This is a genomic window from Streptomyces sp. NPDC001068, assembly GCF_042897315.1.
In the GTDB taxonomy this organism is placed as follows: domain Bacteria; phylum Actinomycetota; class Actinomycetes; order Streptomycetales; family Streptomycetaceae; genus Streptomyces.
On the sequence record NZ_JBIAYD010000010.1, the window covers coordinates 280,205 to 305,277 of the forward strand.

At 72.9% G+C, this 25,073-nt stretch carries 24 protein-coding genes; 19 read left to right on the forward strand and 5 right to left on the reverse strand.

The window, feature by feature from the left end; translation table 11 throughout:
- The first annotated feature begins 114 nt into the window (after window positions 1-114).
- Complete coding sequence (gene glmM, locus ACFY3I_RS28120) at window positions 115-1,473, forward strand: phosphoglucosamine mutase (protein WP_390863660.1); 1,359 nt, start codon at window positions 115-117, stop codon at window positions 1,471-1,473.
- An 83-nt stretch (window positions 1,474-1,556) separates the two neighbouring features.
- Here glmM and ACFY3I_RS28125 read toward each other — a convergent pair whose 3' ends face one another.
- A complete protein-coding gene (locus tag ACFY3I_RS28125) occupies window positions 1,557-2,495 on the reverse strand; it encodes a DUF389 domain-containing protein (protein ID WP_390863662.1) in 939 nt (312 codons plus the stop codon).
- Between the two features lie 36 nt (window positions 2,496-2,531).
- A complete protein-coding gene (gene coaA, locus ACFY3I_RS28130) occupies window positions 2,532-3,500 on the reverse strand; it encodes a type I pantothenate kinase (protein WP_365283758.1) in 969 nt (322 codons plus the stop codon).
- A 198-nt stretch (window positions 3,501-3,698) separates the two neighbouring features.
- Between coaA and glmS the strand changes: the two genes are divergently transcribed.
- The 7 genes from glmS to tsaE all read left to right on the forward strand — a co-directional run bounded on the left by glmS (window position 3,699) and on the right by tsaE (window position 11,944).
- The gene (gene glmS / locus ACFY3I_RS28135; protein ID WP_390863664.1) at window positions 3,699-5,546 is read left to right on the forward strand and encodes a glutamine--fructose-6-phosphate transaminase (isomerizing); all 1,848 of its coding nucleotides are present in this window, start codon (window positions 3,699-3,701) and stop codon (window positions 5,544-5,546) included.
- Between the two features lie 53 nt (window positions 5,547-5,599).
- Window positions 5,600-5,971: a holo-ACP synthase gene (locus ACFY3I_RS28140; protein ID WP_365283762.1), complete on the forward strand. Its 372-nt coding sequence runs from the start codon at window positions 5,600-5,602 to the stop codon at window positions 5,969-5,971.
- 61 nt (window positions 5,972-6,032) lie between these two features.
- Window positions 6,033-7,484, forward strand: a complete 1,452-nt coding sequence (locus ACFY3I_RS28145) for an NAD(P)H-hydrate dehydratase (protein WP_390863666.1) — start codon at window positions 6,033-6,035, stop codon at window positions 7,482-7,484.
- A 365-nt stretch (window positions 7,485-7,849) separates the two neighbouring features.
- Complete coding sequence (locus ACFY3I_RS28150) at window positions 7,850-8,773, forward strand: L,D-transpeptidase family protein (protein WP_390863668.1); 924 nt, start codon at window positions 7,850-7,852, stop codon at window positions 8,771-8,773.
- 104 nt (window positions 8,774-8,877) lie between these two features.
- Complete coding sequence (gene alr, locus ACFY3I_RS28155; protein WP_390863670.1) at window positions 8,878-10,083, forward strand: alanine racemase; 1,206 nt, start codon at window positions 8,878-8,880, stop codon at window positions 10,081-10,083.
- Window positions 10,084-10,212: 129 nt separating this feature from the next.
- Window positions 10,213-11,466 carry an alpha/beta fold hydrolase gene (locus ACFY3I_RS28160; protein WP_390863672.1) on the forward strand — a complete coding sequence of 418 codons (1,254 nt, stop codon included), beginning with the start codon at window positions 10,213-10,215 and terminating at the stop codon, window positions 11,464-11,466.
- A complete protein-coding gene (gene tsaE, locus ACFY3I_RS28165; protein WP_390863674.1) occupies window positions 11,432-11,944 on the forward strand; it encodes a tRNA (adenosine(37)-N6)-threonylcarbamoyltransferase complex ATPase subunit type 1 TsaE in 513 nt (170 codons plus the stop codon). The genes ACFY3I_RS28160 and tsaE overlap by 35 nt, the downstream gene beginning before the upstream one ends.
- Before the next feature lie 128 nt (window positions 11,945-12,072).
- Here the strand turns inward: tsaE and ACFY3I_RS28170 are convergent, their stop codons facing one another.
- Both ACFY3I_RS28170 and ACFY3I_RS28175 read right to left on the reverse strand, forming a co-directional pair.
- Window positions 12,073-12,315 carry a hypothetical protein gene (locus ACFY3I_RS28170; RefSeq protein WP_390863676.1) on the reverse strand — a complete coding sequence of 81 codons (243 nt, stop codon included), beginning with the start codon at window positions 12,313-12,315 and terminating at the stop codon, window positions 12,073-12,075.
- Window positions 12,316-12,385: 70 nt separating this feature from the next.
- Window positions 12,386-12,949, reverse strand: a complete 564-nt coding sequence (locus tag ACFY3I_RS28175; protein ID WP_390863678.1) for a hypothetical protein — start codon at window positions 12,947-12,949, stop codon at window positions 12,386-12,388.
- Between the two features lie 112 nt (window positions 12,950-13,061).
- On the opposite strand from ACFY3I_RS28175, the gene tsaB reads away from it, so the two are divergent.
- The 9 genes from tsaB (at window position 13,062) to ACFY3I_RS28220 (ending at window position 21,994) form a co-directional block, all read left to right on the forward strand.
- Window positions 13,062-13,718, forward strand: coding sequence for a tRNA (adenosine(37)-N6)-threonylcarbamoyltransferase complex dimerization subunit type 1 TsaB (tsaB, locus tag ACFY3I_RS28180; RefSeq protein ID WP_365283776.1), 657 nt, complete (start codon window positions 13,062-13,064; stop codon window positions 13,716-13,718).
- Window positions 13,719-13,726: 8 nt separating this feature from the next.
- The gene (rimI, locus tag ACFY3I_RS28185) at window positions 13,727-14,233 is read left to right on the forward strand and encodes a ribosomal protein S18-alanine N-acetyltransferase (protein ID WP_390863844.1); all 507 of its coding nucleotides are present in this window, start codon (window positions 13,727-13,729) and stop codon (window positions 14,231-14,233) included.
- The gene (tsaD, locus tag ACFY3I_RS28190; protein WP_390863680.1) at window positions 14,226-15,317 is read left to right on the forward strand and encodes a tRNA (adenosine(37)-N6)-threonylcarbamoyltransferase complex transferase subunit TsaD; all 1,092 of its coding nucleotides are present in this window, start codon (window positions 14,226-14,228) and stop codon (window positions 15,315-15,317) included. Before rimI ends, tsaD begins: the two co-directional genes overlap by 8 nt.
- Window positions 15,314-15,580, forward strand: coding sequence for a hypothetical protein (locus ACFY3I_RS28195; protein WP_390863682.1), 267 nt, complete (start codon window positions 15,314-15,316; stop codon window positions 15,578-15,580). The genes tsaD and ACFY3I_RS28195 overlap by 4 nt, the downstream gene beginning before the upstream one ends.
- A gap of 146 nt (window positions 15,581-15,726) precedes the next feature.
- Complete coding sequence (locus tag ACFY3I_RS28200) at window positions 15,727-16,779, forward strand: LacI family DNA-binding transcriptional regulator (RefSeq protein ID WP_390863683.1); 1,053 nt, start codon at window positions 15,727-15,729, stop codon at window positions 16,777-16,779.
- Window positions 16,780-16,923: 144 nt separating this feature from the next.
- Window positions 16,924-17,979, forward strand: a complete 1,056-nt coding sequence (locus ACFY3I_RS28205; RefSeq protein ID WP_365283784.1) for an LCP family protein — start codon at window positions 16,924-16,926, stop codon at window positions 17,977-17,979.
- 184 nt (window positions 17,980-18,163) lie between these two features.
- The gene (locus ACFY3I_RS28210) at window positions 18,164-18,520 is read left to right on the forward strand and encodes a YciI family protein (protein WP_365283786.1); all 357 of its coding nucleotides are present in this window, start codon (window positions 18,164-18,166) and stop codon (window positions 18,518-18,520) included.
- A gap of 43 nt (window positions 18,521-18,563) precedes the next feature.
- The gene (locus tag ACFY3I_RS28215) at window positions 18,564-19,832 is read left to right on the forward strand and encodes an RNA polymerase sigma factor (protein ID WP_390863685.1); all 1,269 of its coding nucleotides are present in this window, start codon (window positions 18,564-18,566) and stop codon (window positions 19,830-19,832) included.
- 119 nt (window positions 19,833-19,951) lie between these two features.
- Entirely contained in the window at window positions 19,952-21,994 is a 2,043-nt protein-coding gene (locus tag ACFY3I_RS28220; protein ID WP_390863687.1) for a cell wall-binding repeat-containing protein, read from the forward strand.
- On the opposite strand, the gene ACFY3I_RS28225 is transcribed toward ACFY3I_RS28220, so the two are convergent.
- Window positions 21,972-23,162, reverse strand: coding sequence for a methyltransferase domain-containing protein (locus tag ACFY3I_RS28225; protein ID WP_390863689.1), 1,191 nt, complete (start codon window positions 23,160-23,162; stop codon window positions 21,972-21,974). The genes ACFY3I_RS28220 and ACFY3I_RS28225 overlap by 23 nt on opposite strands.
- A 90-nt stretch (window positions 23,163-23,252) precedes the next feature.
- Between ACFY3I_RS28225 and ACFY3I_RS28230 the strand changes: the two genes are divergently transcribed.
- On the forward strand, window positions 23,253-24,143 hold the full coding sequence (locus ACFY3I_RS28230; RefSeq protein WP_390863691.1) for a polysaccharide deacetylase family protein: 891 nt from the start codon (window positions 23,253-23,255) through the stop codon (window positions 24,141-24,143).
- A complete protein-coding gene (locus ACFY3I_RS28235; protein WP_390863693.1) occupies window positions 24,140-24,943 on the forward strand; it encodes a polysaccharide deacetylase family protein in 804 nt (267 codons plus the stop codon). Before ACFY3I_RS28230 ends, ACFY3I_RS28235 begins: the two co-directional genes overlap by 4 nt.
- The last annotated feature ends 130 nt before the right edge of the window (window positions 24,944-25,073 follow it).

A 25,073-nucleotide genomic window follows, 5' to 3' on the forward strand; every position in this document is an offset into this window, starting at 1 on the left:
TTTATCCCGGTCAAGGGCGTATAACGACACAAGACGCTCTAAGGCTGGTGTGATGGCATGACTAAGCGCCTGCCATCATTTCCTGGCAGCAAGGACGCTTCTTCAGGAGGACAAGTGGGACGACTCTTCGGCACGGACGGCGTGCGCGGCGTCGCCAACGCGGACCTGACCGCCGAGATGGCGCTCGGGCTGTCGGTCGCGGCGGCACACGTGCTGGCCGAGTCGGGCACGTTCGAGGGCCACCGGCCGAAGGCGGTCGTCGGACGGGATCCGCGCGCGTCCGGGGAGTTCCTGGAGGCAGCCGTGGTCGCGGGCCTGGCCAGCGCCGGCGTGGACGTGCTGAAGGTCGGTGTCCTCCCGACCCCCGCCGTGGCCCACCTGACCGGCGCGCTCGGCGCCGACCTCGGTGTCATGCTCTCCGCCAGCCACAACGCCATGCCCGACAACGGCATCAAGTTCTTCGCCCGCGGCGGCCACAAGCTCGCCGACGAGCTGGAGGACCGGATCGAGGCGGTCTACGAGTCCCACCGGCACGGCGAGCCCTGGGAGCGGCCCACCGGCTCCGGCGTCGGCCGGGTGCGCTCGTACGACGAGGGATCCGAGCAGTACGTCGCCCACCTGCTGTCGGTCCTCCCGAACCGGCTCGACGGGCTGAAGGTCGTCCTGGACGAGGCGCACGGCGCGGCCGCGGGGGTCTCGCCGGAGGCGTTCCGCCGGGCCGGCGCGGAGATCGTCACGATCGGCGCCGAGCCGGACGGGCTGAACATCAACGACGGCTGCGGCTCTACGCACCTCGGCAAGCTGAAGGCCGCGGTCGTCGAGCACGGGGCCGCGTTCGGCATCGCCCACGACGGCGACGCCGACCGGTGCCTGGCCGTCGACCACACCGGCGAGGAGGTCGACGGCGACCAGATCCTGGCGGTGCTGGCGCTGGACATGCGGGAGCGCGGTGCGCTGCGCGCCGACACCGTCGTCGCCACCGTCATGTCCAACCTCGGCTTCAAACTGGCGCTGGAACGGGAGGGCGTGCACCTCGTCCAGACCGCGGTCGGCGACCGGTACGTCCTCGAGGAGATGAAGGAGCACGGGTACGCGCTCGGCGGCGAGCAGTCCGGGCACGTCATCGTCCTCGACCACGCCACCACCGGTGACGGCACGCTCACCGGGCTGCTGCTGGCGGCGCGGGTCGCGCAGACCGGCCGGTCGCTGCGGGAGCTGGCCGGCGTGATGGAGCGGCTGCCGCAGGTGCTGATCAACGTGCCGGACGTGGACAAGTCCCGGGTGAAGACGTCGGGGGACCTCGCGGCCGCCGTGGCCGAGGCCGAGCGGGAGCTCGGCGAGACCGGCCGGGTGCTGCTCCGGCCCTCCGGCACCGAGCCGCTGGTCCGGGTGATGGTCGAGGCCGCCGACATCGAGCAGGCCCGCTCGGTGGCGGGCCGCCTGGCGGACGCCGTCAAGTCCGCCCTGGGATAGCCGGCCTCCGTACGGGCCGGCGGGGCCCGCGCGTCGCGGGCCCCGCCGGCCCGCGACGGCCTGTCGCGCGGTTCCCCGCGCCCCTACAGGGGTGCAGCCCCTCGGGTCGGCCTCTTCCAGAGCAGTTTCTGGGCGACGAGTGTCAGCGTCCCGGCCAGCACGATGCCCAGCAGGTTCAGCAGGAGCTGTTCGGTCGAGCCCCAGGCCTGGCGGTACTCGGTGAACGCGAAGGCGACCGCCGCGTTCGCCGCCGCCGGCACCGTGGTGACGGAGATGGCGACGCCCACGAGGGCTCCCGACTTCGCCGAGGTCAGCGAGAGTATGCCGGCGATGCCGGCCAGCACCGCCACCACGAACGAGAACGCGTCGGGCCGGTAGATGAAGTTGGTGTTCGGGCGTTCGGCCTCCAGCTGCACCTTGGAGAACAGGCCCAGGCCGTCCATGAGGTAGGTGAAGGCGACCGTCACCAGCATCGCCGCCGCGAAGCCGACGAGCAGCGCGGTGACGGAGCGCACGGCCAGGCGGGGGCGGCGCCGCACCAGCGCCGTGCACATGCCGGCCAGTGGACCGAACTCGGGGCCCACCGCCATCGCCCCGACGATCAGGATCGCGTTGTCCAGGACCACACCGCAGGCCGCGATCATCGTCGCCAGGGTGATGAAGGCGACGTAGGTGACCGAGAGGGTCGACTCCTCGTGGGTCGCCTCCGTCAGTCCCTCCCACAGCACGGCGTCCGCGCCCTCGCCCGGCGCCTCCGCCTCGGCCTCGTCGGCCCGGCGCGACAGGCTCAGGCCGATGTCCTCGACCGCGATCGAGCCGGTACGGTCGAGGCCCAGCGCCCGGAGCGCGCCGATGAGTTCGTCGCCCGCCTCGCGGGCCACGTCGCACATCACGACGTCTCCGGCGGGATCGCGGGCGGCGCCCGCCAGGACGACGAGGTGGGCGGTGCCCACCGTCCGCTCGATCAGCCGGACCACTTCGTCCGTGCGGTCCGTCGGGGTGATGAGGCGCAGATGCAGCATGACGCCTTTCTACCGGCTCTCCCGGCGGACGGGTCCTCAGAGCTTGCGCAGCCTCAGGCGTTGCACCTTGTGGTCGGGGCCCTTGCGGACGACCAGGGTGGCGCGGCCGCGGGTGGGGGCGATGTTCTCGACCAGGTTGGGCTGGTTGATGGTGCGCCACAGACCGCGGGCGTAGTCGACCGCCTCCTCCTCGGAGACCTGGGTGTACTTGCGGAAGTACGAGTCCGGGTTCTGGAAGGCGGTCGCGCGCAGCTTGCGGAAGCGGTTCAGGTACCAGCGCTCGATGTCCTCGGCGCTCGCGTCGACGTACACGCTGAAGTCGAAGTAGTCGGCGAGGCCGACCCGGGTGCGGCCGTCCTTGCCGGGCAGGGCCGGCTGGAGGACGTTCAGCCCCTCGACGATCAGGATGTCCGGGCGCCGGACGGTCAGCTCGCGGTCCGGCACGATGTCGTAGATGAGGTGCGAGTAGACGGGGGCGGTGACCTCGTCCTTGCCGGCCTTGATGTCGGCGACGAAACGGGTCAGGGCCCGGCGGTCGTACGACTCCGGGAAGCCCTTGCGGGCCATCAGGCCGCGGGCCTCGAGTTCGCCGGTGGGCAGCAGGAAGCCGTCCGTCGTCACCAGCTCGACGCGCGGGTGCTCGGGCCAGCGGGAGAGCAGGGCCTGCAGGAGCCGGGCGACGGTCGACTTCCCGACGGCGACCGAGCCGGCCACCCCTATGACGAACGGGGTGCCGGACTGGGAGCCCTGCTCGCCGAGGAAGGTGTTCAGGGCGCCTCTGAGCCCGTCGGTGGCGCCGACGTACAGATTCAGCAGCCGCGACAGCGGGAGGTAGATGTCCCGCACCTCGTCGAGGTCGATGACGTCGCCGAGGCCACGCAGCTTCTCGACCTCCTCGGCGGTCAGCGGCAACGGCGTCTTGTCCCGCAGCGCGCTCCACTCGGAGCGGGTGAGGTCGACGTAGGGAGTCGCCTCCGGCCTGTGCCGGTGGGCGCTCCGGGGCATCGGGGAGACCGGAGAGATCACATTCCATTGTTAACGGAGTTTGAACGGGATGGCGGGTGGGGTCGGTCACGTGGCCGGGGCGGGTGCCCGCCGGAGCCGCCCGGGAGGGGGATCCCGGGTGGGAAACGGCGGAATCATTTCCGATTTCGGGCACGCTGAGCCGTGTTCGGGCGGGAGGCGGCGCCTAGGCTGCCGGGCATGTGTGGAATCGTGGGATACGTGGGGGCGCAGTCGGCGCTCGATGTCGTGGTCGCCGGACTGAAGCGGCTGGAGTACCGCGGGTACGACTCCGCGGGCGTCGCGGTGCTCGCCGACGGCGGCCTGGCCTCGGCGAAGAAGGCCGGGAAACTGGTCAACCTGGAGAAGGAACTGACGGAGCGGCCGCTGCCCGGCGGTGGGACGGGGATCGGGCACACCCGCTGGGCCACGCACGGCGGACCGACGGACGCCAACGCGCATCCCCACCTCGACAACGCGGGCCGGGTCGCCGTCGTCCACAACGGGATCATCGAGAACTTCGCCGCGCTGCGCGCCGAGTTGGCGGAGCGCGGGCACGACCTGGGCTCCGAGACGGACACCGAGGTGGTCGCGCACCTGCTGGCGGAGGAGTTCTCCGCGACGGCCGATCTCGCGGCGGCGATGCGGCTGGTGTGCCGCCGCCTGGAGGGCGCCTTCACGCTGGTCGCCGTGCACGCCGACGACCCGGACGTGGTCGTGGGCGCGCGCCGCAACTCCCCGCTGGTGGTGGGCGTCGGCGAGGGCGAGGCCTTTCTCGCCTCGGACGTCGCCGCGTTCATCGCCCACACCCGGTCGGCCATCGAGCTGGGCCAGGACCAGGTGGTGGAGCTGCGCCGGGACGGTGTGACGGTGACGGGCTTCGACGGCGACCCGGCGGACGTCCGCTCCTACCACGTCGACTGGGACGCGTCGGCGGCGGAGAAGGGCGGCTACGACTACTTCATGCTCAAGGAGATCGCCGAGCAGCCCAAGGCGGTCGCCGACACGCTCCTCGGCCGCATCGACGCGAACGGCTCGCTGACCCTGGACGAGGTCCGCATCGGCGCCGCCGAACTGCGCGAGGTGGACAAGGTCGTCATCGTCGCCTGCGGTACGGCCTTCCACGCCGGCCTGATCGCCAAGTACGCCATCGAACACTGGACGCGCATCCCCTGCGAGGTCGAGCTGGCCAGCGAGTTCCGCTACCGGGACCCGATCCTGGACTCCCGGAGCCTGGTGATCGCCATCTCGCAGTCCGGCGAGACCATGGACACCCTGATGGCGCTGCGGCACGCGCGGGAACAGGGCTCGAAGGTCCTCGCCATCTGCAACACCAACGGCTCCACGATCCCGCGGGAGTCGGACGCCGTGCTGTACACGCACGCGGGGCCGGAGGTCGCGGTCGCCTCGACCAAGGCGTTCCTCACCCAGCTGGTGGCCTGCTACCTGGTCGCCCTCTACCTGGCCCAGGTGCGGGGCACCAAGTGGGGCGACGAGGTCAGCGCCGTGATCCGGGACCTCTCGCACATCTCCGGCGAGGTCGAGCGGGTCCTGGAGACCATGGAGCCGGTCCGTTCCCTCGCCCGTTCCCTCGCCGACAAGCGGACGGTGCTGTTCCTGGGCCGGCACGTCGGCTACCCGGTCGCCCTCGAAGGCGCCCTGAAGCTCAAGGAACTGGCCTACATGCACGCCGAGGGCTTCGCGGCCGGCGAGCTGAAGCACGGTCCGATCGCGCTGATCGAGGAGGACCTGCCGGTGGTGGTGGTCGTGCCGTCGCCGCGCGGCCGGTCCGTCCTGTACGACAAGATCGTCTCCAACATCCAGGAGATCAGGGCCCGGGGCGCGCGCACGATCGTCATCGCGGAGGAGGGCGACGAGCAGGTGGTCCCCTACGCCGACCACCTGATCCGCATCCCGGCCACCCCCACCCTGCTGCAGCCCCTGGTGGCCACGGTGCCGCTCCAGGTCTTCGCCTGCGAACTGGCCACGGCCCGCGGCAACGAGGTCGACCAGCCCCGCAACCTGGCCAAGTCGGTGACGGTGGAGTGAGGCGGCGCGGCCGGGCGGGCCGTCGACGGCGGGGCGGATCGTAGAGTGCCCGGATGAGCATCATCGGGGTAGGGATCGATGTCGCCGAGATCGACCGGTTCCGAGAGTCGCTGGAGCGGACTCCCGGACTGGCCGCCCGGCTGTTCGTGGAGCGGGAGTTGCTGCTGCCGAGCGGGGAACGGCGCGGAATCGCCTCGCTCGCGGCCCGGTTCGCGGCCAAGGAGGCGCTGGCCAAGGCGCTGGGCGCGCCGCCGGGACTGCTCTGGACGGACGCGGAGGTGTGCGTGGAGGACAGCGGGCGGCCGCGGTTGCGGGTGAAGGGGAGCGTGGCCGCGTGCGCCGCCGAGCTCGGTGTGCGGTCCTGGCACGTGTCGCTCAGCCACGACGCCGGGGTGGCCTCCGCCGTGGTGATCGCGGAGGGGTGAGCGGAGGGGTGACCGGGGCGGCCGGATGCGCGCCCCGGGGGTTCCGGGGGAGACTCGGGGCATGCGCACTGCTTACAGCGTGGAGACGGTACGGGCGGCCGAGCGGGAGTTGATGGCACGGCTGCCGGAGGGGGCGCTGATGCAGCGGGCCGCCGCCGGGCTGGCCGCCGCCTGCGCCGACCTGCTCGGCCGGGTGTACGGCAGCCGGGTGGTGCTGTTGGTCGGCAGCGGTGACAACGGCGGCGACGCGCTGTACGCGGGGGCACGGCTGGCACGCAGAGGCGCCGGGGTCGCGGCCGTGCTGCTCGCGCCGGAACGCACCCACCCGGAGGGCCTCGCGGCGCTGCGCCGGGCCGGTGGCACGACCGTACTCGCCGGATCCGCCGAGGAGTTGATCCTGCGGTCCGATCTCGTCGTGGACGGCATCGTGGGGATCGGCGGGACGGGCGGCCTGCGGCCGGAGGCGGCCGCGCTGGTCGACGTGGTGGCACGGTCGCGGGCCGCCGTGGTCGCCGTGGACCTGCCGAGCGGGGTGGAGGCGGACACCGGTGAGGTGCGCGGAGCGGCCCTACGGGCCGACCTGACCGTCACCTTCGGGACGCACAAGCCGGCGCTGCTGGTCGATCCGGCGCGGGAGTACGCCGGTTCGGTGCGGCTGGTCGACATCGGGCTCGAACTGCCCGAGGAGGCCGAGCTGGAGGCGTTGCAGGACGCGGACGTGGCACGGCTGCTGCCGGAGCCGGGGGCGGAGAGCGACAAGTACCGGCGGGGGGTGGTGGGCATCGCGGCCGGGTCGGCCCGCTATCCCGGGGCCGCCGTGCTCGCCGTCGCGGGTGCGCTGCGGGGCGGGGCGGGCGCCGTACGGTACGCGGGGCCCGCCGGGGACGAGGTGCTGGCGCGGTTTCCCGAGACGCTGGTGTCGGACGGGGGTCCGCGCAAGGCGGGGCGGGTGCAGGCGTGGGTGGCCGGGCCGGGGATCGGGGAGGACGCCGGGGCGGTGGCCGAGGTGCTGGACGCGGACGTGCCGGTGCTGGTGGACGCGGACGGGCTGCGGCTCGCCGACCGGGACGCGGTACGCGCTCGCACGGCGCCCACGCTGATGACCCCGCACGCCGGGGAGGCCGCGGCACTGCTCGGGGTCCGGCGCCAGGAGGTCGAGGCCGGCCGGCTGGCGGCGGTGCGGGAGCTGGCGGCGGCCTACCGGGCGACGGTGCTGCTGAAGGGGGCGACGACGCTGGTGGCGGCGCCCGGTGGCGGCGCGGCGGTACGGGTGAACGCGACGGGGACGTCGTGGCTCGCCACGGCGGGGAGCGGGGACGTGCTGTCGGGGCTGGCGGGGTCGTTGCTGGCGTCGGGGCTGGACGGGCGGGACGCGGGGAGCGTGGCGGCCTATCTGCACGGGCTCGCGGGGCGGTTCGCCGCGCGGGGAGCGCCGACGGTCGCGCACGCGGTGGCGGACGAGTTGGGCGCGGCGTGGCGCGGGGTGTTCCCGACGGGGTTCCGGGGGCGGTAGGCCGGTGGGCCGCGGGGGTCGTGTTCCGGGTGCGGCCGAGTGGGGCTTGTTCGCGCAGTTCCTCCCCCAGCCTTCGGCCGGGGGTACCCCCAGCGCCCCTTACGGGGCTCGTCCTGTCGGCGTCGGTCGCGAGGGCCCTGGCCGCTGACGGGGGCTGTTCCGCGGGCGTCGGTTGTGGAGGGTCGGGCCGCTGACGGGGTCCGTTCCGCAGACGTCGGTCGCGAGGGACCCGGCCGCTGACGGGGGCTGGGCGGGCGTCGTTGGTTTTGTGTGCTCCTTCCTGTCCGGCCCGCTCCCTCGCTCGGGTGACCCGGGCCGCGCGGCTTCCCCGGATTCCCGGACGTCCGGGTTTGTCTGATCGCATGATGAGTGGACGAATCGCGCGATATCGGGGCCGCTCGCTGCGCGGGATCGCCGCGGCCCTGGCCGCCACCGTGGTCGTGGTCTGCCTCGGGGCCGGCGCCGGGGGCGCAGCCGCGGACGCGGCACCCCGACCCGTCACCGCCGTCGCCGAGTCGGACCTGGTGCCGGGGGTTCCGCCCGGGCCCGGGCAGCCCTGGCAGGTCGACACACCCGACCAGATGCTGGCGCCGAAGGTGTACACGCCGAGCGCCAGGGAGGACGCCGTCGAACCCAAGGCGGCCGCGCCCGGGACCTACGACCTGGTCGAGTACGTGCCGCTGGAGGACGCCGTCGCCAAGGTGAGCTGCTCCAAGCTGACCGGGCCGTACCAGCGGCAGATCGAGCGGTGGCTGAAGCTGAAGGTGGACGGCAGGCAGTCCGCCTCCGACTGCAAGGCCGTCCAGAGGTTCCAGAAGTCGTACAGGATCAAGCCGGCGATCGGGTTCGCGGGACCGGTGACCTGGTACCAGATGATGCTCCTCTCGGCGAAGAAGAACCCGAACGCCGACAGGAACTGCCCCGTGAAGTCCTACCGGGTGGCCTGTGTCGACCTCAACCGCCAGGTCACCTGGGTGCAGAAGGCCGGCAAGGTGGTCTTCGGGCCGGTGCAGATGCGCAGCGGACGCAAGGGCCACGCGACCCGCGCCGGCTGGCACAGCGTCTACTGGCGGCACAAGAACCACTGGTCGACCCTCTACAACTCGCCCATGCCCTATGCGCAGTTCTTCGACGGCGGCGAGGCCTTCCACGCCGTCTACGGCTCCATCTACACCACCCTCGGCTCCTGGGGCTGCGTGAACCTCAGGCTCGGCGACGCGAAGAAGCTGTGGGACGTGCTCAAGAAGGGCGACAAGGTGTACGTGTGGGGGCACCGGACGGGCACCTGACCGGTGCCCGGCGGATATCCGAGGGACGACCGGGGCCGTGGCGCAGTCCGTACCAGGGCCTGTGCCGGAGGGCCGTCCGGGGCCTCTGAGACACTGGGGGCGCGATGAGTGATACACCGACTGCACCGACTGCACCGACCGCGCCCCTGCGCGCCCGCGCCGAGATCGATCTGGCCGCCCTGCGGGCCAACGTGCGGACCCTGCGCGCCCTCGCGCCGGGCGCCGCCCTGATGGCCGTGGTGAAGTCCGACGCGTACGGCCACGGGGCCGTCCGGTGTGCCCGCGAGGCCGTCCGGGCGGGTGCGGGCTGGCTCGGCACCGCCACCCCCGAGGAGGCCCTGGCGCTGCGGGCGGACCCGGAGCTGCCCGCCGACGTGCGGATCATGTGCTGGCTGTGGACCCCTGGCGGGCCGTGGCGGGAGGCCGTCGAGGCCGACCTCGACGTGTCGGTGAGCGGGCTGTGGGCGCTGCGGGAGGTCGTCGAGGCCGCCCGCGCGGCCGGCCGTCCCGCGCGCGTGCAGCTCAAGGCCGACACCGGCCTCGGGCGCAACGGCTGCGGGCCCGAGGACTGGCCCGCGCTGGTCGCCGAGGCCCTGGACGCGCAGACGGCGGGGCTGGTCCGGATCACCGGGCTCTGGTCGCACTTCGCCTGCGCCGACGAACCCGGCCACCCCTCCGTCGCCGCGCAGCTCGCGCTCTTCCGCGAGATGCTCGCCCACGCCGAGGAGCAGGGCGTGCGCCCCGAGGTGCGGCACATCGCCAACTCGCCGGCCACCCTCACCCTGCCCGAGTCCCACTTCGACCTGGTCCGCACCGGTATCGCCCTCTACGGCATCTCGCCCAGCCCCGAGCTGGGCAGCCCGGCGGACTTCGGCCTGCGTCCGGTGATGACGCTCTCCGCCTCCCTCGCCCTGGTCAAGCACGTGCCGGGCGGCCACGGCGTGAGCTACGGACACCGGTACGTCACCCCCGGCGAGACCACCCTCGGGCTCGTTCCGGTCGGCTACGCGGACGGCATCCCGCGCCACGCCTCCGGCACCGGACCGGTGCTGATCGGCGACAAGTGGCGCACGGTCGCCGGGCGCGTGGCCATGGACCAGTTCGTCGTCGATCTCGGCGGCGACGAGCCCGAAGTCGGCTCCGAGGCCGTGCTGTTCGGCCCGGGCGACCGCGGCGAGCCCACCGCCGAGGACTGGGCCCAGGCCGCGGGCACGATCGCCTACGAAATCGTCACCCGCATCGGAAGCCGGGTTCCCCGCGTCTATGTGAACGGGGAACCGAGTGGGCAAGAACCAGGGGACGGGAACTGACCTCAGGGGTTCGGCAGCACCGGAACCCGGTTACACCTGTACCAGCAGCAACAGACGCAACAGTCATCTCGTCGGTGTCACCCGTATCACCCAACGAGCGAACTGCAGTACGGCGAAGAGGAGCAGTACGTGAGCGAGAGCAGTGCGGAGGCCGTAGCGGACGCCGCGGCGGCCGTCGCTTCCGCCACGGGGGCGGACGGGACCTGGCTCAAGGTCACCGGTATCGCCGGGGCCGCCATAGGGGTGCTCGCCGCCGGTGCGGCGGCGGGTGTCGCCGTGGAGCGGATGACCGTCGGCCGCGGCATGCGCCGCAAGGCCCGGCTGGCCCTGGACTCGGCGGGACCGTACGGCACCCTGCGCGGCACGCCGGGCAAGGCGACCTCCGACGACGGCACCGAGCTGTACTACGAGGTGGACGAGGTGGAGCCCGACCTCGGCCCGGCCGTCTCCCCGCGCCGCCGCCGGCTCTTCGGCCGCAAGGCCCCCGCCCCGGTGACCGTCGTCTTCAGCCACGGCTACTGCCTCAGCCAGGACTCCTGGCACTTCCAGCGGGCGGCCCTGCGCGGGGTCGTCCGGACCGTGCACTGGGACCAGCGCAGCCACGGCCGCTCCGGTCGGGGCGTCGCCCAGCACGACAGCCACACCCCGCTCACCATCGACCAACTGGGCCGGGACCTGAAGGCGGTCCTCGACACGGCCGTCCCCGAGGGGCCGATCGTGCTGGTCGGGCACTCGATGGGCGGCATGACGATGATGGCGCTCGCCGCCCAGTACCCCGAACTGATCCGCGAGCGGGTCGTCGCCACCGCGTTCGTCGGCACGTCGTCCGGGCGGCTCGGCGAGGTCAACTTCGGGCTGCCGCTGGCCGGCGTCAACGCGGTGCGCCGGGTGCTGCCCGGAGTGCTGAAGGCGCTGGGCACCCAGGCGGCCCTGGTGGAGAAGGGGCGGCGGGCCACCGCCGAGCTGTTCGCCGGGATCATCAAGCGGTACTCGTTCGCCTCCCGGGACGTCGACCCGGCCATCGAGCGGTTCGCCGAGCGGATGATCGAGTCCACCCCGATCGACGTGGTCGCCGAGTTCTATCCGGCGTTCACCGACCACGACAAGACCGCGGCCCTCGCCTACTTCCAGAACCTGCCGGTGCTGGTCCTGGCCGGGGTGCAGGACCTGGTCACCCCCAGCGAGCACAGCGAGGTCATCGCCGACCTGCTGCCCGACGCGGAACTGGTGCTGGTCCCGGACGCCGGGCACCTGGTCATGCTGGAACACCCGGAAGTGGTCACCGACCGCCTCGCCGACCTGCTCACCCGCGCGGGTGCCGTGCCGGCAGGGGCTACGGTAAGTGGCTATGGAAGCACCAGCAGCACGGCACAGCCAGGCTGAGACCGAGTTGACCGTCACCTCCCCCCGGCAGATGGGGGAGCTGGGCCGCCGTCTGGCCACGTTGCTGCGCGCCGGCGACCTCGTGATGCTCAGCGGGGAACTCGGCGCGGGCAAGACGACGCTGACCCGCGGGCTGGGCGAGGGGCTCGGCGTGCGCGGGGCCGTCACCTCCCCGACCTTCGTGATCGCCCGGGTCCATCCCTCCCTCGGGGACGGCCCGCCGCTCGTCCACGTCGACGCGTACCGCCTGGGCGGCGGGCTCGACGAGATGGAGGACCTGGACCTCGACGTCTCGCTGCCCGAGTCGGTGGTCGTCGTGGAGTGGGGCGAGGGCAAGGTCGAGGAGCTGACCGAGGACCGGCTCGCGGTGCGGATCCACCGGGCGGTCGGGGACACCACCGACGAGGTGCGGCACGTGACCCTGACGGGGCTCGGGGCGCGGTGGGCCGGGGCGGATCTGGGCGCGCTGTCGGTCTGAGGGCCGGGTGAGGGCCGCGGGAGCGTTCCGACGAGGTGTCGGCAAGATGTTGCGTTTCCCGACTCGGGCGTGGTCACATGGTACCCAGCCCGAAGTTAGGCGTGCCTAACTTCGCCCGCCCCCGCAGCTCAGGAGGCGTCCATGCCCGCGTCCCAGTCCCCGCCGCGGCGGCCGTCCGCGGCCGCCGGAGTGTCCATGCGAGAGCTGTTGGCGTCCTGCGCGGCCGCCGACGCGGTGTCGCGGCCGCCGAGGGTGCCGGACCTGCCCCCGAGGCCGGCCGAGAGGCGCCGGGCCGCGTAACCGGGGCCGGAGCCGGTCGGCGGAGCGCCGCGGCGCCGCGCGGCCGGCCGCGCCCACGCGGTCCCGCACACCGGCGCGGTCCCGCAGACCGGCGCGGCCCCGCACACCGGCGCGGCCCCGCGCCCCCGCGGGGCACGTCGGCTAGCGGATGACCATGACCTTGACGCCGATCGTCGCGAACATCCACATCGCGTTTCCGTCGGCCCGCGTCTCGCGGATGCCGCCCGTCCTGACCAGCGGGTCCGGAGGTTCCCCGGTGCCGGTGCCGGTGGCCGCGCTGAAGCCGATCGCCGAACCGTCCTTCGTGGTGGCGAAGCGGACCACGTGTTCGATGGGGAGTCCGTCGGTGCCCGTGACCGCCTTGGACCGGGACGTCACCCAGTAGGCGCCCACGGGCGGATCGATGTTGCCGGGCCGCACCGGGAACGTGCGCTCGACGCGCTCGCGCTCGTCGACGAGCCAGACCCGGTCGTCGTCCACCGAGTACACCACCCGTTCACCCGTCCCGGAACTGTTCGGCAGGGCGGTGGGGTGGTGCTGGTCCCGGGGCGCCTTGGCCGCCGCCGCGCCCGGGGCGGGGCTCGACGCGGGCCTGCCGCCGAGATCCGGCGGCACGGTGGCCGAGGCCTGGTAGGCGAGGAGACCGACCGCCCCGACGGCCGCCGCGGTGAGGCCGGCCACGATTCCCGAGCTGGTCCCTGCCACGCGCGCCGCCTCCGGGTTGCCGTATATGTCGTACTTCGTACAGACCGTAGCAGCCAGTGACCGTCTGGCCCTGACGGCCGTGCTCGCGGCGTCGGACCCGTAGGCTGTTCGCGTGCTCTTGCTCGCTCTGGATACCGCCACCCCCGCCGTCACCGTCGCGCTGCACGACGGTGCGGCCGTCATCGCCTCGTCGAGCCAGGTGGACGCGCGCCGGCACGGCGAGCTGCTGCTGCCGGCCGTCGACCGCGTCCTCGCCGAGGCCGGGGTCAAGCTGGACGCCGTCACCGCGATCGTCACCGGCATCGGTCCCGGTCCGTACACCGGCCTGCGGGTCGGTCTGATGACCGCGGACACCTTCGGGCTCGCGCTGGGCGTGCCCGTGCACGGCCTGTGCACGCTCGACGCGCTCGCCTACGCGGCCGACGTCGAGAAGGGCCCGTTCGTCGTGGCCACCGACGCCCGCCGCAAAGAGGTCTACTGGGCGACGTACGCGGACTCGCGCACCCGCCTCACGGATCCGGCCGTCGACCGGCCCGCCGACATCGCCGAGCGGGTCGCCGGTCTGCCCGCCGTCGGAGCCGGGGCGATGCTCTACCCCGACACCTTCCCGGTCGTCCACGAGCCCGAGCACGTCTCCGCGGCCGCGCTCGCCTCGCTCGCCGTCGAGCGGCTGGCGGCGGGCGAGGAACTGCCCGCGCCCCGGCCGCTGTACCTGCGCCGGCCGGACGCGCAGGTGCCCAAGAACTACAAGGTGGTCACCCCGAAGTGACCGCACAGATGCGCGAGATGCGCTGGTGGGACATCGACCGGGTCCTGGAGCTGGAGAAGGGCCTGTTCCCCGAGGACGCCTGGTCGCGGGGGATGTTCTGGTCCGAACTGGCCCACGCGAGAGGCCCGGAGGCGACCCGGCGGTACGTGGTCGCCCTGACGGACGGCCAGATCGTCGGGTACGCCGGGCTGGCCGCCCAGGGCGAACTGGGCGACGTCCAGACCATCGCCGTCGCCCGCGAGCACTGGGGCACGGGTCTGGGCGGGCAGCTCCTGACCGAGCTGCTGCGGGCCGCGACCGCCTTCGAGTGCGCCGAGGTCATGCTGGAGTGCCGGGTCGACAACACCCGCGCGCAGAAGCTCTACGAGCGGTACGGCTTCGAGGCCATCGGATTCAGACGCGGCTACTACCAGCCGGGCAACGTGGACGCCCTGGTGATGCGCCTGACGACGAAACCGGGCAACGGCCCCGCCGACGGAACCACTTCCGGACAAGGAACCGAGATCAATGGCTGACGAACCCCTGGTACTGGGGATCGAGACCTCCTGCGACGAGACCGGCGTCGGCATCGTCCGGGGGACCACCCTGCTCGCCGACGCCGTCGCCTCGTCCGTCGACGAGCACGCCCGCTTCGGCGGTGTGGTGCCCGAGGTGGCGTCCCGGGCGCACCTGGAGGCGATGGTCCCGACCATCGAGCGCGCGCTGAAGGACGCGGGCGTGAGCCCGAGGGACCTGGACGGCATCGCGGTCACGGCCGGACCCGGCCTGGCCGGCGCGCTGCTGGTCGGCGTCTCGGCGGCGAAGGCGTACGCCTACGCGCTGGGCAAGCCGCTGTACGGCGTGAACCACCTCGCCTCCCACATCTGCGTGGACCAGCTGGAGCACGGTCCGCTGCCGGAGCCGACGATGGCCCTGCTGGTCTCCGGCGGGCACTCCTCCCTCCTGCTCTCCTCGGACATCACCTCCGACGTGCGGCCGCTCGGCGCGACCATCGACGACGCGGCCGGCGAGGCGTTCGACAAGATCGCCCGCGTGCTGAACCTGGGCTTCCCCGGCGGGCCGGTCATCGACCGGTACGCGAAGGAGGGGGACCCGGCGGCCATCGCCTTCCCGCGCGGCCTCACCGGTCCGCGCGACCCGGCGTACGACTTCTCCTTCTCCGGTCTCAAGACGGCGGTGGCCCGCTGGATCGAGGCCAGGCGGGCGGCCGGCGAGGACGTCCCGGTCCGTGACGTGTCCGCGTCCTTCCAGGAGGCGGTCGTGGACGTCCTGACCCGCAAGGCCGTCCGGGCCTGCCGGGACGAGGGCGTCGACCACCTGATGATCGGCGGCGGGGTGGCGGCCAACTCCCGGCTGCGCGCCCTCGCGCAGGAGCGCTGCGAGGCGGCCGGCATCCGGCTGCGCGTGCCGCGCCCGAAGCTGTGCACGGACAACGGCGCGATGGTGGCGGCCCTCGGCGCCGAGATGGTCGCGCGGGGCCGGGCCGCGTCGAGCTGGGACCTGTCGGCGGACAGCTCGCTGCCCGTGACGGACCCGCACGTGCCGGGCCACCACCACGACCACGTGCACGAGGTCAGCAAGGAGAACCTCTACACGTGACGGTCGCGTTGATGTGGGAGGCGCGGGCGGTGCCGGACCGGGGGCCGGAGCTGCTGGCCTGGGCGCGCCGCCAGGACCTGGCGCGGACCCCGCTGCGCCGGGAGTCCTTCCGGGCACCGCAGGACCGGGTGCTGGTCATCACGTGGTGGGAGGGGTCGTACGACGATCCGGGCCGACCCGAACTCCCCGACCCGCCGGCGGATCTGGTGACCCGTCCGGTGCACCGCTGGCGCTTCGAGTCGGCCGGGGTGGACACCCCGTAGGGCGCGGGGACGCGCGGTTCGGCGCCGAGCCACGGGCGGTGTCGGCCGACCGTCCCGAATGTTTCGTTCGCGATGTCGAATGTTCAGGGAATCCCTGGTGTGCGCAGGTCTTCGTCAGGAGGGAGCGCGGGGATACGATCGCGGACATGACGCCTCCGAAGCCAGCAGACACGCAGACGGCGACGCTCGCCGAAATCGCCCGCGAGGCCGGCGTGTCCGCTCCGACTGTTTCGAAGGTCCTGAACGGGCGCGCGGACGTCGCTCCGGCGACCCGCACCCGGGTGGAGGAACTGCTGCGCTCCTACGGCTACCGGCGACGGCGCGCCGAGGCCTCCCGGTCGCCCCTGATCGACCTGGTCTTCCACGAGCTGGAGAGCGCCTGGGCGATGGAGGTCATCCGGGGCGTGGAGAACGTGGCCAGGGACGCCGGGCTGAGCGTGGTGCTCAGTGAGAGCGCCGGACGGCTCAGCCCCGGGCGGACCTGGGCCGACCAGGTGGCGGCGCGCCGGCCGCACGGCGTGGTGCTGGTGCTCTCGGAGCTGGACGAGTCGCAGCGGGCACTGCTGACCAGCCGGTCGATCCCCTTCGTGGTGATGGACCCGGCCGGCGACCCGGGGCCCGACGTCCCCTCTGTCGGCGCGACCAACTGGCAGGGCGGTCTGGCCGCCACCCGGCACCTGGTCGAGATGGGCCACCGGCGTATCGGCGCGATCAGCGGGCCCGCCCGGATGATGTGCAGCCGGGCCCGGGTGGACGGCTACCGGGCCGCGCTGGAGACCGCCGGACTCCCCGTCGACCAGCGGCTGGTCAAGGCCGGGGACTTCCACCACGACGCCGGCTACCGGCTCGGCCTGGAGCTGCTGCGGATGCCCGACCGGCCCACCGCCGTCTTCACCGGCAACGACCTCCAGGCGCTGGGACTGTACGAGGCCGCACGTGAGCTGGGGCTGCGGATCCCGGAGGACGTCAGCGTCGTCGGGTTCGACGACCTGCCGGTGGCCCGCTGGGTCGGGCCGCCGCTGACGACCGTACGGCAGCCGCTCACCGAGATGGCCGAGGCGGCGGCACGGCTGGTGCTGGAGATGGGACGGGCGGCGGAGGCGACGACGGCGACCCGGGTGGAGCTGGCGACCAGCCTCGTGGTGCGGTCGAGCACGGCGGCGCCCGCGACCGGCCGGGACCGGTCGGCCGGGAAGTGACGTGCCGACGGGTGGTGCCGTGGTGCCGCTCCACCCGGTCCCGGACTGAACCGCGCCTGAGAAGGGTGAGATTTTCCGAAGAAAACGCCCTTGCGGCACTCTCGCTAACAGTCCCCTAATAATTCGGACTTACGTTCCTGTCCCGTGACGGGACACGAGGAGCAGGGCGGCGGGGGCGGACGGGCGGGCCGGCGGTCCAGAGGGCTGAAGATCGTCGGCCTCACCCTGGCGGGGGTCATCACGCTGGGCATCGCGGGCGCGGGGTGGGTCTACTGGCACCTCGACGACAACATCAACAGCGTCGACATCAACAGCGCGCTCGGCGACGACCGCCCGGCCAGGGCGGTGACCACGCCGACGGCCACCGCGTCCGCCACCGCACCGCCGCTGCCCACCGGGTCCGTCAACATCCTGGTGCTGGGCTCGGACTCGCGCAGCGGCAAGGCGAACCAGAGACTCGGCGGCGGCCACAGCGGCGGCGCCCGCTCCGACACGGCGATGGTCGTCCACATCGACGCGGGCCGCACCGGGGCCACGATCGTGAGCATCCCGCGCGACACCCTGGTCACGCGCCCCTCCTGCCCGCTGCCCTCCGGCGGCTCCACATCCGTCTCCTACGGCGCGATGTTCAACAGCGCCTACTCGGTGGGCGGGGCGGTGTGCGCGGTCAAGACGGCCGAGTCGGTCACCGGCGTCCGCATGGACCACTACCTGGAGATCGACTTCTCGGGCTTCGCGAAACTGGTGGACGCGCTCGGCGGGGTCACCGTCACCACCGACCAGGACATCGACGACGGCGACAGCCACCTGCACCTCGCGAAGGGCACCCACCACCTCGACGGCACCACGGCCCTGGCGCTGGCCCGCACCCGGCACGGCATAGGCGACGGCAGCGACCTCGGCCGGATAGGCCTCCAGCAGAAGCTGGTCAAGGCCCTGCTGGACCAGATGGCCTCCACCAGCCTGCTGACCGATCCGGCCAGGCTCTACGAGGTCGCCGACGCGGTCACCGCAGGCCTCACCACCGACACCGGCCTGGACTCGCTCAGCGAGCTGATGCGCTTCGGACAGAGCCTCAAGGGCCTGACCTCGGGACACGTCAAGACGGTGATGATGCCGGTGGTGACGGCCCCGTCCGACCCCAACCGGGTGATCGCGGACGAACCCGAGGCGAGCGACCTGTGGAAGTCGCTGCGCTAGTGCCGCGACCGGACACGGCACCCGGTCGTGTCCGCCCACGACCGGTGCGGAAAAAAATCCGAGAAGTCCCGGCGCGCGTGTCGATCCGGGTGCGGCCCGTTCGACGCAGGGGTGAGATGCGGGGAGAGACCCCGCGCCGTGCGGGGAGAAGACCTCGCACCGCACCACGACCCCAGGAGTCACCGTGCCCCGTTACCTGTCGCTCGTGAAGATCGACGAGAACACCGCCCCCGCCGAAGGCCCCAGCGAGGAGCTGATGCAGCGGATGGGCGAGCTGATCGAGGAGATCACCAAGGCCGGCGTCATGCTGGACACCGCCGGGCTCACGCCGACCGCCCAGGGCACCCGGGTGCACTGGCAGGGCGGGAAGATCTCCGTCACCGACGGCCCCTTCACCGAGTCCAAGGAGGTCGTCGGCGGCTACGCGATCATGCAGTGCAAGGACATGGCCGAGGCCCTGGAGTGGACCAAGCGGTTCCTGAAGGTGCACGAGGAGTTCTGGACGGTGACCTGCGAGGTCCGGGAGATCGCCGAGGGCTGATCCTCCTGGCGCACCTCCCGCGGTGGGTGTTGCATGGGGGGCTGTGAGCACACAGCCCCCCGCCGAGGCCGAGTCCCGCCGCACCATCGAGACCGTCTTCCGGCTGGAGTCGCCCCGGGTGGTCGCGGGCGTCGCCCGGATCGTCCGGGACGTCGGCATCGCGGAGGAACTGGCCCAGGACGCCCTCGTCGCCGCCCTGGAGCAGTGGCCCCGGGACGGTGTGCCGGACAACCCGGGCGCCTGGCTCATGGCCACCGCCCGTCATCGCGCCGTCGACCTGGTCCGGCGCCGGGAGAACTACGCCCGCAAGCTCGCCGAGATCGGCCGGGGCATGGAGACGGCCGCCCCTGCGGAGGAGCCCGCGGACCCGGACGACATCGACGACGACCTGCTCCGCCTGGTCTTCACCACCTGCCATCCGGTGCTGTCGCCCGAGGCCCGCACCGCGCTCACGCTGCGCCTCCTCGGCGGTCTGAGCACCGCCGAGATCGCCCGGGCCTTCCTGGTCCCCGAACCGACGATCGCCCAGCGCATCGTCCGCGCCAAGCGCACCCTCGCCACCCGGAACATCGCCTTCGAGGTGCCGTACGGACCCGACCGCGAGGCCCGGCTCGGCTCGGTGCTCGACGTCATCTACCTGATCCACAACGAGGGGTACGCGGCCACGGCCGGCGACGACTGGCTGCGCCCCTCGCTGTGCGAGGACGCGCTGCGGCTGGCCCGGGTGCTGTCCGCGCTGATGCCGAAGGAACCGGAGGTGCACGCCCTCACCGCGCTCCTGGAGTTCCAGTCCTCCCGGACGGCCGCCCGCACCGGCGCCGACGGCGAACCGGTGCTGCTCCGGGACCAGAACCGCGGCCGCTGGAACCGCATGCTCATCGCGCGCGGGATCAGGGCGCTGGCCCGCGCGGACGCCACCGCGGCCGGCCCCCCGGGACCGTACGCCCTCCAGGCGGCCATCGCGGCCTGTCACGCGCACGCGTACACCTACGCGGAGACCGACTGGCGGTCCATCGCCATTCTGTACGGCCTGCTGTCGGCCAGGTCCCCGTCCCCGGTCGTCGAGCTGAACCGGGCGGTGGCCGTGTCGATGGCGGAGGGCCCGGCGGCGGCCCTGGCGATCGTGGACCGGCTGACGTCCGAACCGGCCCTGCGCGGCTACCACCTGCTGCCCAGCGTGCGCGGTGACCTGCTGGTCCGCCTCGGGCGTACGGCGCAGGCCCGCGCGGAGTTCGAACGGGCGGCGGGGCTGGCCCGCAACGAGCGGGAGCGGGAACTGCTGCTGGCCAGGGCGCGCGCGTGCGGTTCGTAACCTGGAAGCACACAGGTGTTCATCCGCAACTCTGTTCCCATGGCAACTAGTTGGTCACTACAGTGACCCGGCCCCTGCAACAGGGGCGGTACAGACCATGGGGGGTCGACAACTTGAGAATGTTCACGCGCCGCCGCACGGCGGCGCTCGCGACCGCGGCCGTACTGGCCGCGACGGGCACCCTGGCGCTCGCGCCGGGCGCCGTCGCCGACGACGCCGGCAGCTGGCCCGGCACCGAGGGCAGGATCCTCGTCGACGAGGGCATGCTGATCGACCCGGCGACGGGCGTCACCACACAGATTCCGGGCGTCGGCGGCGACTGGGCCGCCTGGGCGCCGGACGGCAGCCGACTGGTCACCAGCGCGGGCCAGATCTCCAGCTACCGTCCCAGCGGCTCCACCAGGATCACCCTGCCCTGGGCGACGGGCGTGCGCTCCAGCGCGGTCTACGAGGACCTCGCCTACGGCTGGAGCGGCCGTTACGTCGTCTTCTCCACCGGGGGCCAGCTCGCCTACGGCCCCTCGGACGGGTCATGGGCCCCCGAGCCGCTGCTCAGCGACACCCTGGAGCCGTCCACCGTCTGCGACACCCACCCGACGGTGAACCCGGCGTCGGGTCTGGTGGCCTTCCAGCGGAACGTCAACTACGGCTGCTACGACAACGCCGGGGTGTACGTCTACGACTCGGACGCGAAGACGGTCAAGCGCGTCCTGACCGACGCCGAGCAGCCCGACTGGTCGCCCGACGGCACGAAGCTGGCGTTCGTCCGCAAGGACACCGACGGCAACTACCAGGTGTTCACGGCGAACGCCGACGGCACCGGCGTCAAGCAGCTCACCACGGGTCCGCGCTGGTACGCCAACCCGTCCTGGTCGCCGACCGGCACCCGGATCGTCTTCGACGCGCACACCTCGCCCGACAGCGGCGACGTGCACACCGTCGAGTACGCGGACGTGGCCACCGGCGAGCTGACCAAGGTCGCGGACACCGACGGCCGGAACTTCCAGGACAACCCCAGCTGGCAGCCGGTGCGCAAGAACAGTACCGCCCGCGTCTGGGGTGCCGACGCGAACGGCACGGTCGTCGCCGCCTCGCGCTGGAGCTGGAACACCGTCGGCCACAGCGAGCCGGGACTGCTGGACGCCAAGTCCGCGGTGCTGCTCAACCAGGACGACTCGGCCGACGCGCCCACCGCCACCGCACTCGCCGGCAAGCGCCAGGGCCCGGTGCTGACGACCGCGAAGACCGGGCTGTCGACGGCGGTGCAGAACGAGCTGAAGCGGTCCCTGAAGAAGGGCTCGAACGTCTGGATGGTCGGCGGGACCTCGGTCCTCACCACCAACGTCTCCACCCAGCTGAAGTCCCTCGGCTACGTCCCGAAGCGGGTCTCCGGCACGGACCGCTACGACACCTCGGTCAAGGCCGCCAAGACGGTCACCACCAGCCCGTCGTACGTCTTCCTGGCCAGCGGCACCGACTACCAGGCGGCGCTCCCGGCGGCCGCCGCGGCCGGCGCGGAGGGCACGGACAGCACCGGCAGCGTGGTCCTGACCAGCGGCAAGTCGCTCACGTCGGCGGTGAAGACCTACCTCAACAGCCTGAACCCGGCCAAGACGATGGTGATCACGGTCGGGGCGGACGCCAAGTACGCGCTGACCCACACGTCGTTCTCCAAGTGGCCGTCGTCGTACTACTACTACCCGATCACGGGTGCCAACAGCGAGGCGCTGTCGGTGGCCGTCGCCAAGTTCTGGTGGACCACGCCGAGCCAGACGGCCGTCGCCTACGCCGGCTCCTGGCGCGACGGGGTCTCCGCCGGCTCGGCGATGAACATCTACGGCCCTGTGCTGTGGACCTCCCGGCCCGCGCTGTCCGACGAGGTCAAGAGCTACCTGCTGCGCGAGTCCGCCGGCACCCAGGCCGTGATCGCCTTCGGCGACACCGGCTCGGTCACGCTGGGCGCGCTCAACACGGCCGGCTCGTCGATCAGCGCGAGCGGGAACGACTTCGTGTACCGGCCGTACTACAACGGCGTCGCCCCGGCCGCGCGCACCCTCGCGCTGCGCACGGACGCCGGTGAGCCCGTCTCGGCCGGCACCAGGTCCGTGCGGCCCGCCGCCGAGCCGAACCTGGCCTCGGTCAGGACCGCTCAGCACCAGTAGCCGGTGCGGGGGCTCCGACCAGCATGGTCGGCGCCCCCGCCACCCGGGTCAGGAAGACGGTCGCCGCGTTCGGTCCCTGCGGCCTGACCTTCCTGCGCAGTTCCTCCGGCTCCACGGCCGAGCCGCGCTTCTTCACGGTCAGTGTGCCGACCCCGCGCTCACGCAGCAGCGCCTTCAGCTTCTTGACGTTGAAGGGGAGTAGGTCGGTGATCTCGTACACGCTCGCGTACGGGGTGGTGTGCCGCTCGTCCGCGGTGATGTAGGCGATGGTGGGGTCGATCAGCCCGCCGTCGAGCTCCTCGGCCACCTCGGCGACCAGGTGGGCGCGGATGACGGCGCCGTCGGGCTCGTACAGGTAGCGGCCGACCGGCCGGGCCGCGGGATCGGGCAGGCCCCGGCCGAGCAGCGTGCGCGGGCCGGGCAGCAGCGTGGCGCGGACCGCCCCGGGCGCCGTCCCGAACCAGAACACCGCCTCCTTCACGTCGCCCGCGTCCGAGATCCACTCCGCCTCGGCGTCCGCCGGCACCGCCTCGTGCGGGACACCGGGGGCGATCTTCAGCGCGGCGGTCACCGGGGCCCGGCGGGCCGCCTCGACCGCCCAGGACAGCGGCGGCGAGTAGGCCTCCGGGTCGAAGATGCGGCCGCGCCCGCCGCGCCGGGCCGGGTCGACGAACACGGCGTCGTGGCCGGCCGTGTCCACCTCGGTGACGTCCGCCTCCCGGACCTCGATCAGGTCCGCGAGGCCCAGCGCGTCGGCGTTCGCCCGGGCCGCGGCCGCCGTCACCGGGTCCCGGTCCACGCAGAGCACCCGGATCCCGGCCCGCGCGAGCGCGATCGCGTCGCCGCCGATCCCGCAGCACAGATCGGCGACCGAGGTCACCCCGAGTGCCTTGAGCCGCTCGGCCCGGTACGCGGCGACACTCGCCCGCGTCGACTGCTCGACCCCGTTCGGCGTGAAGAACATGCGGTCCGCGTCCGCCTCCCCGAACTTCACCGCCGCGCGCTGCCGCAGCCGGGCCTGGGAGAGCGCCGCCGACACCAGCTGGGCCGGATGCTCTCGGCGCAGCCGGGTGGCGACGGCGAGTTCGTCGGCGGGCGCGGTGCCGCGCACCTCGGCGAGGAGGGCGCGGCCCTCGGGGGTCAGGAGGGGGGCGAGGGCGTCGTTCACCGGGTCATTGTCGGCCAGTCGGTGGATGGTCCGCCTCCGGCGGCGGTGTCGGACCCGGTTCCGGGGGAGGTCCTGGGAGGATCCGACACCATGCGAGTAGTCGTACAAAATGACAAAAAAGGGTTGAAGGTGGGTGCGGCGGGCCTGCTGGCCGTGGCCGCCCTGTTGTCCGGCTGCGCGGGGCCCGACAACGGCTCCACCGCCCGCCCCGCCGCCGGCCAGCCGCGGCCGCACAGGCCCGCCGCCGCCCCCGACTCCCACGCCGCCCTGGTCGCCGCCGCCAGGCGCTGGGGCCTGGACGCGGTCCCGCTGCGGGCCCCGGCCCCGCCGAAGGTGAAGCCGAGGATCACCGCCCGCGACGGCTTCGAGGTGGACGGGCAGGTGGAGGACGACCTCCCGCCCGTCTTCACCACGATCCCGACCCGGCGGAAGGTCGTCTTCCTCACCATCGACGACGGCTCGAACAAGGACCCGCGGTTCCTCCGCATGATGAACGACCTGCGGATCCCCTACACCGCGTTCCTCAGCAACTACCTGGTCAAGGACGACTACGGCTACTTCCGCACGATGCAGTCCGAGGGCCACACCCTCAACAACCACACCCTGACCCACCCCTACCTGCCGGGTCTGTCCTACGAGGAGCAGCGGGACGAGATCTGCGGCATGCAGGCGATCATGAAGAAGCAGTTCGGCAAGGCGCCGACGGTCTTCCGGCCGCCCTACGGCAACTACAACGGCGACACCCTGCGCGCCGCCAAGTCCTGCGGCATCAAGTACGCGCCGATCTGGGACGAGGAGGTGTTCGTCGACCACTGGGAGTACCGCGAGTGGGACCGCGGCCTGCACCCCGGCGACATCGTGCTCACGCACTTCCGGGGCACCGACGACTGGGACGGCACGATGGTCGACGACATGCGCCGCTTCCTGAACAAGGTCACCCGCGAGGGCTATGCGGTGGCGCGCCTGGAGGACTACCTGTGAGCCGGCCGAGGGCGACGGCCGCGCTGCTGACCGCCGCCCTCCTCCTGGCGGGCTGTGCCCAGTCCGTCGACCCGATCGAACGGCTCGGCAAGAAGGCGGCCGACCGGGTGCGCCCGCACGGCCCCTCGGGCGAACCGCCCTACCGCCACTGGGGCCTGGCCGCGCCCCTGCTCCCGGCCCCGCACCCCCCGCTGCACCCGCTCGCCCTGCACACCGCCCTGCCCCCGGTCGTCGACCACGTCACCACCACCGACAAGGTCGTCTTCCTCACCTACGACGACGGCGCCGAGAAGGACCCCCGGTTCGTGGACATGGTCCGTGAACTGCGGCTCCCGGTGAGCATGTTCCTCACGGACAGCGTGGTCGGCCCCGGCTACGGCCACTTCGCCCGCCTCCAGGAGGTCGGCGCCAGCGTCCAGAACCACACCCTCGACCACCCGGCCATGTCCGGCCTGCCCTACGCCGGCCAGCGCGCCGAGATCTGCGGTCAGCAGGACAAGCTGAAGTCCCGCTTCGGCATCCGTCCCCGGCTCTTCCGGCCGCCGTACGGCACGTACGACGCCACCACCCTGCGCGCGGCGGCCGACTGCGGGGTGTCGGCGGTGGTCCTGTGGCGCGCGGCCGTCACGGGCGACGGCATCGGCTACCGCCACGGCGAGAAGCGGCTGCGCCCCGGCGACATCGTGCTGGTCGGCCCGGACGAGGCCACCGGCCTGACCCTGCGCGAACGCACCACCCGACTGCTCCGCCGGGTCCAGGAAGGCGGTCTGACGGTGGGACGGCTGGAGGACTACCTCTAGGTCGGGTCGGTGTTTTTCGGCGCCGCGCCGCGGCCGATTGGCACTCCGCTTGACCGAGTGCTAATCCCGGTCATAGTCTCGGCTCTGGCACTCGGCAGATGAGAGTGCCAACAACGCGACGGGCAGGTCC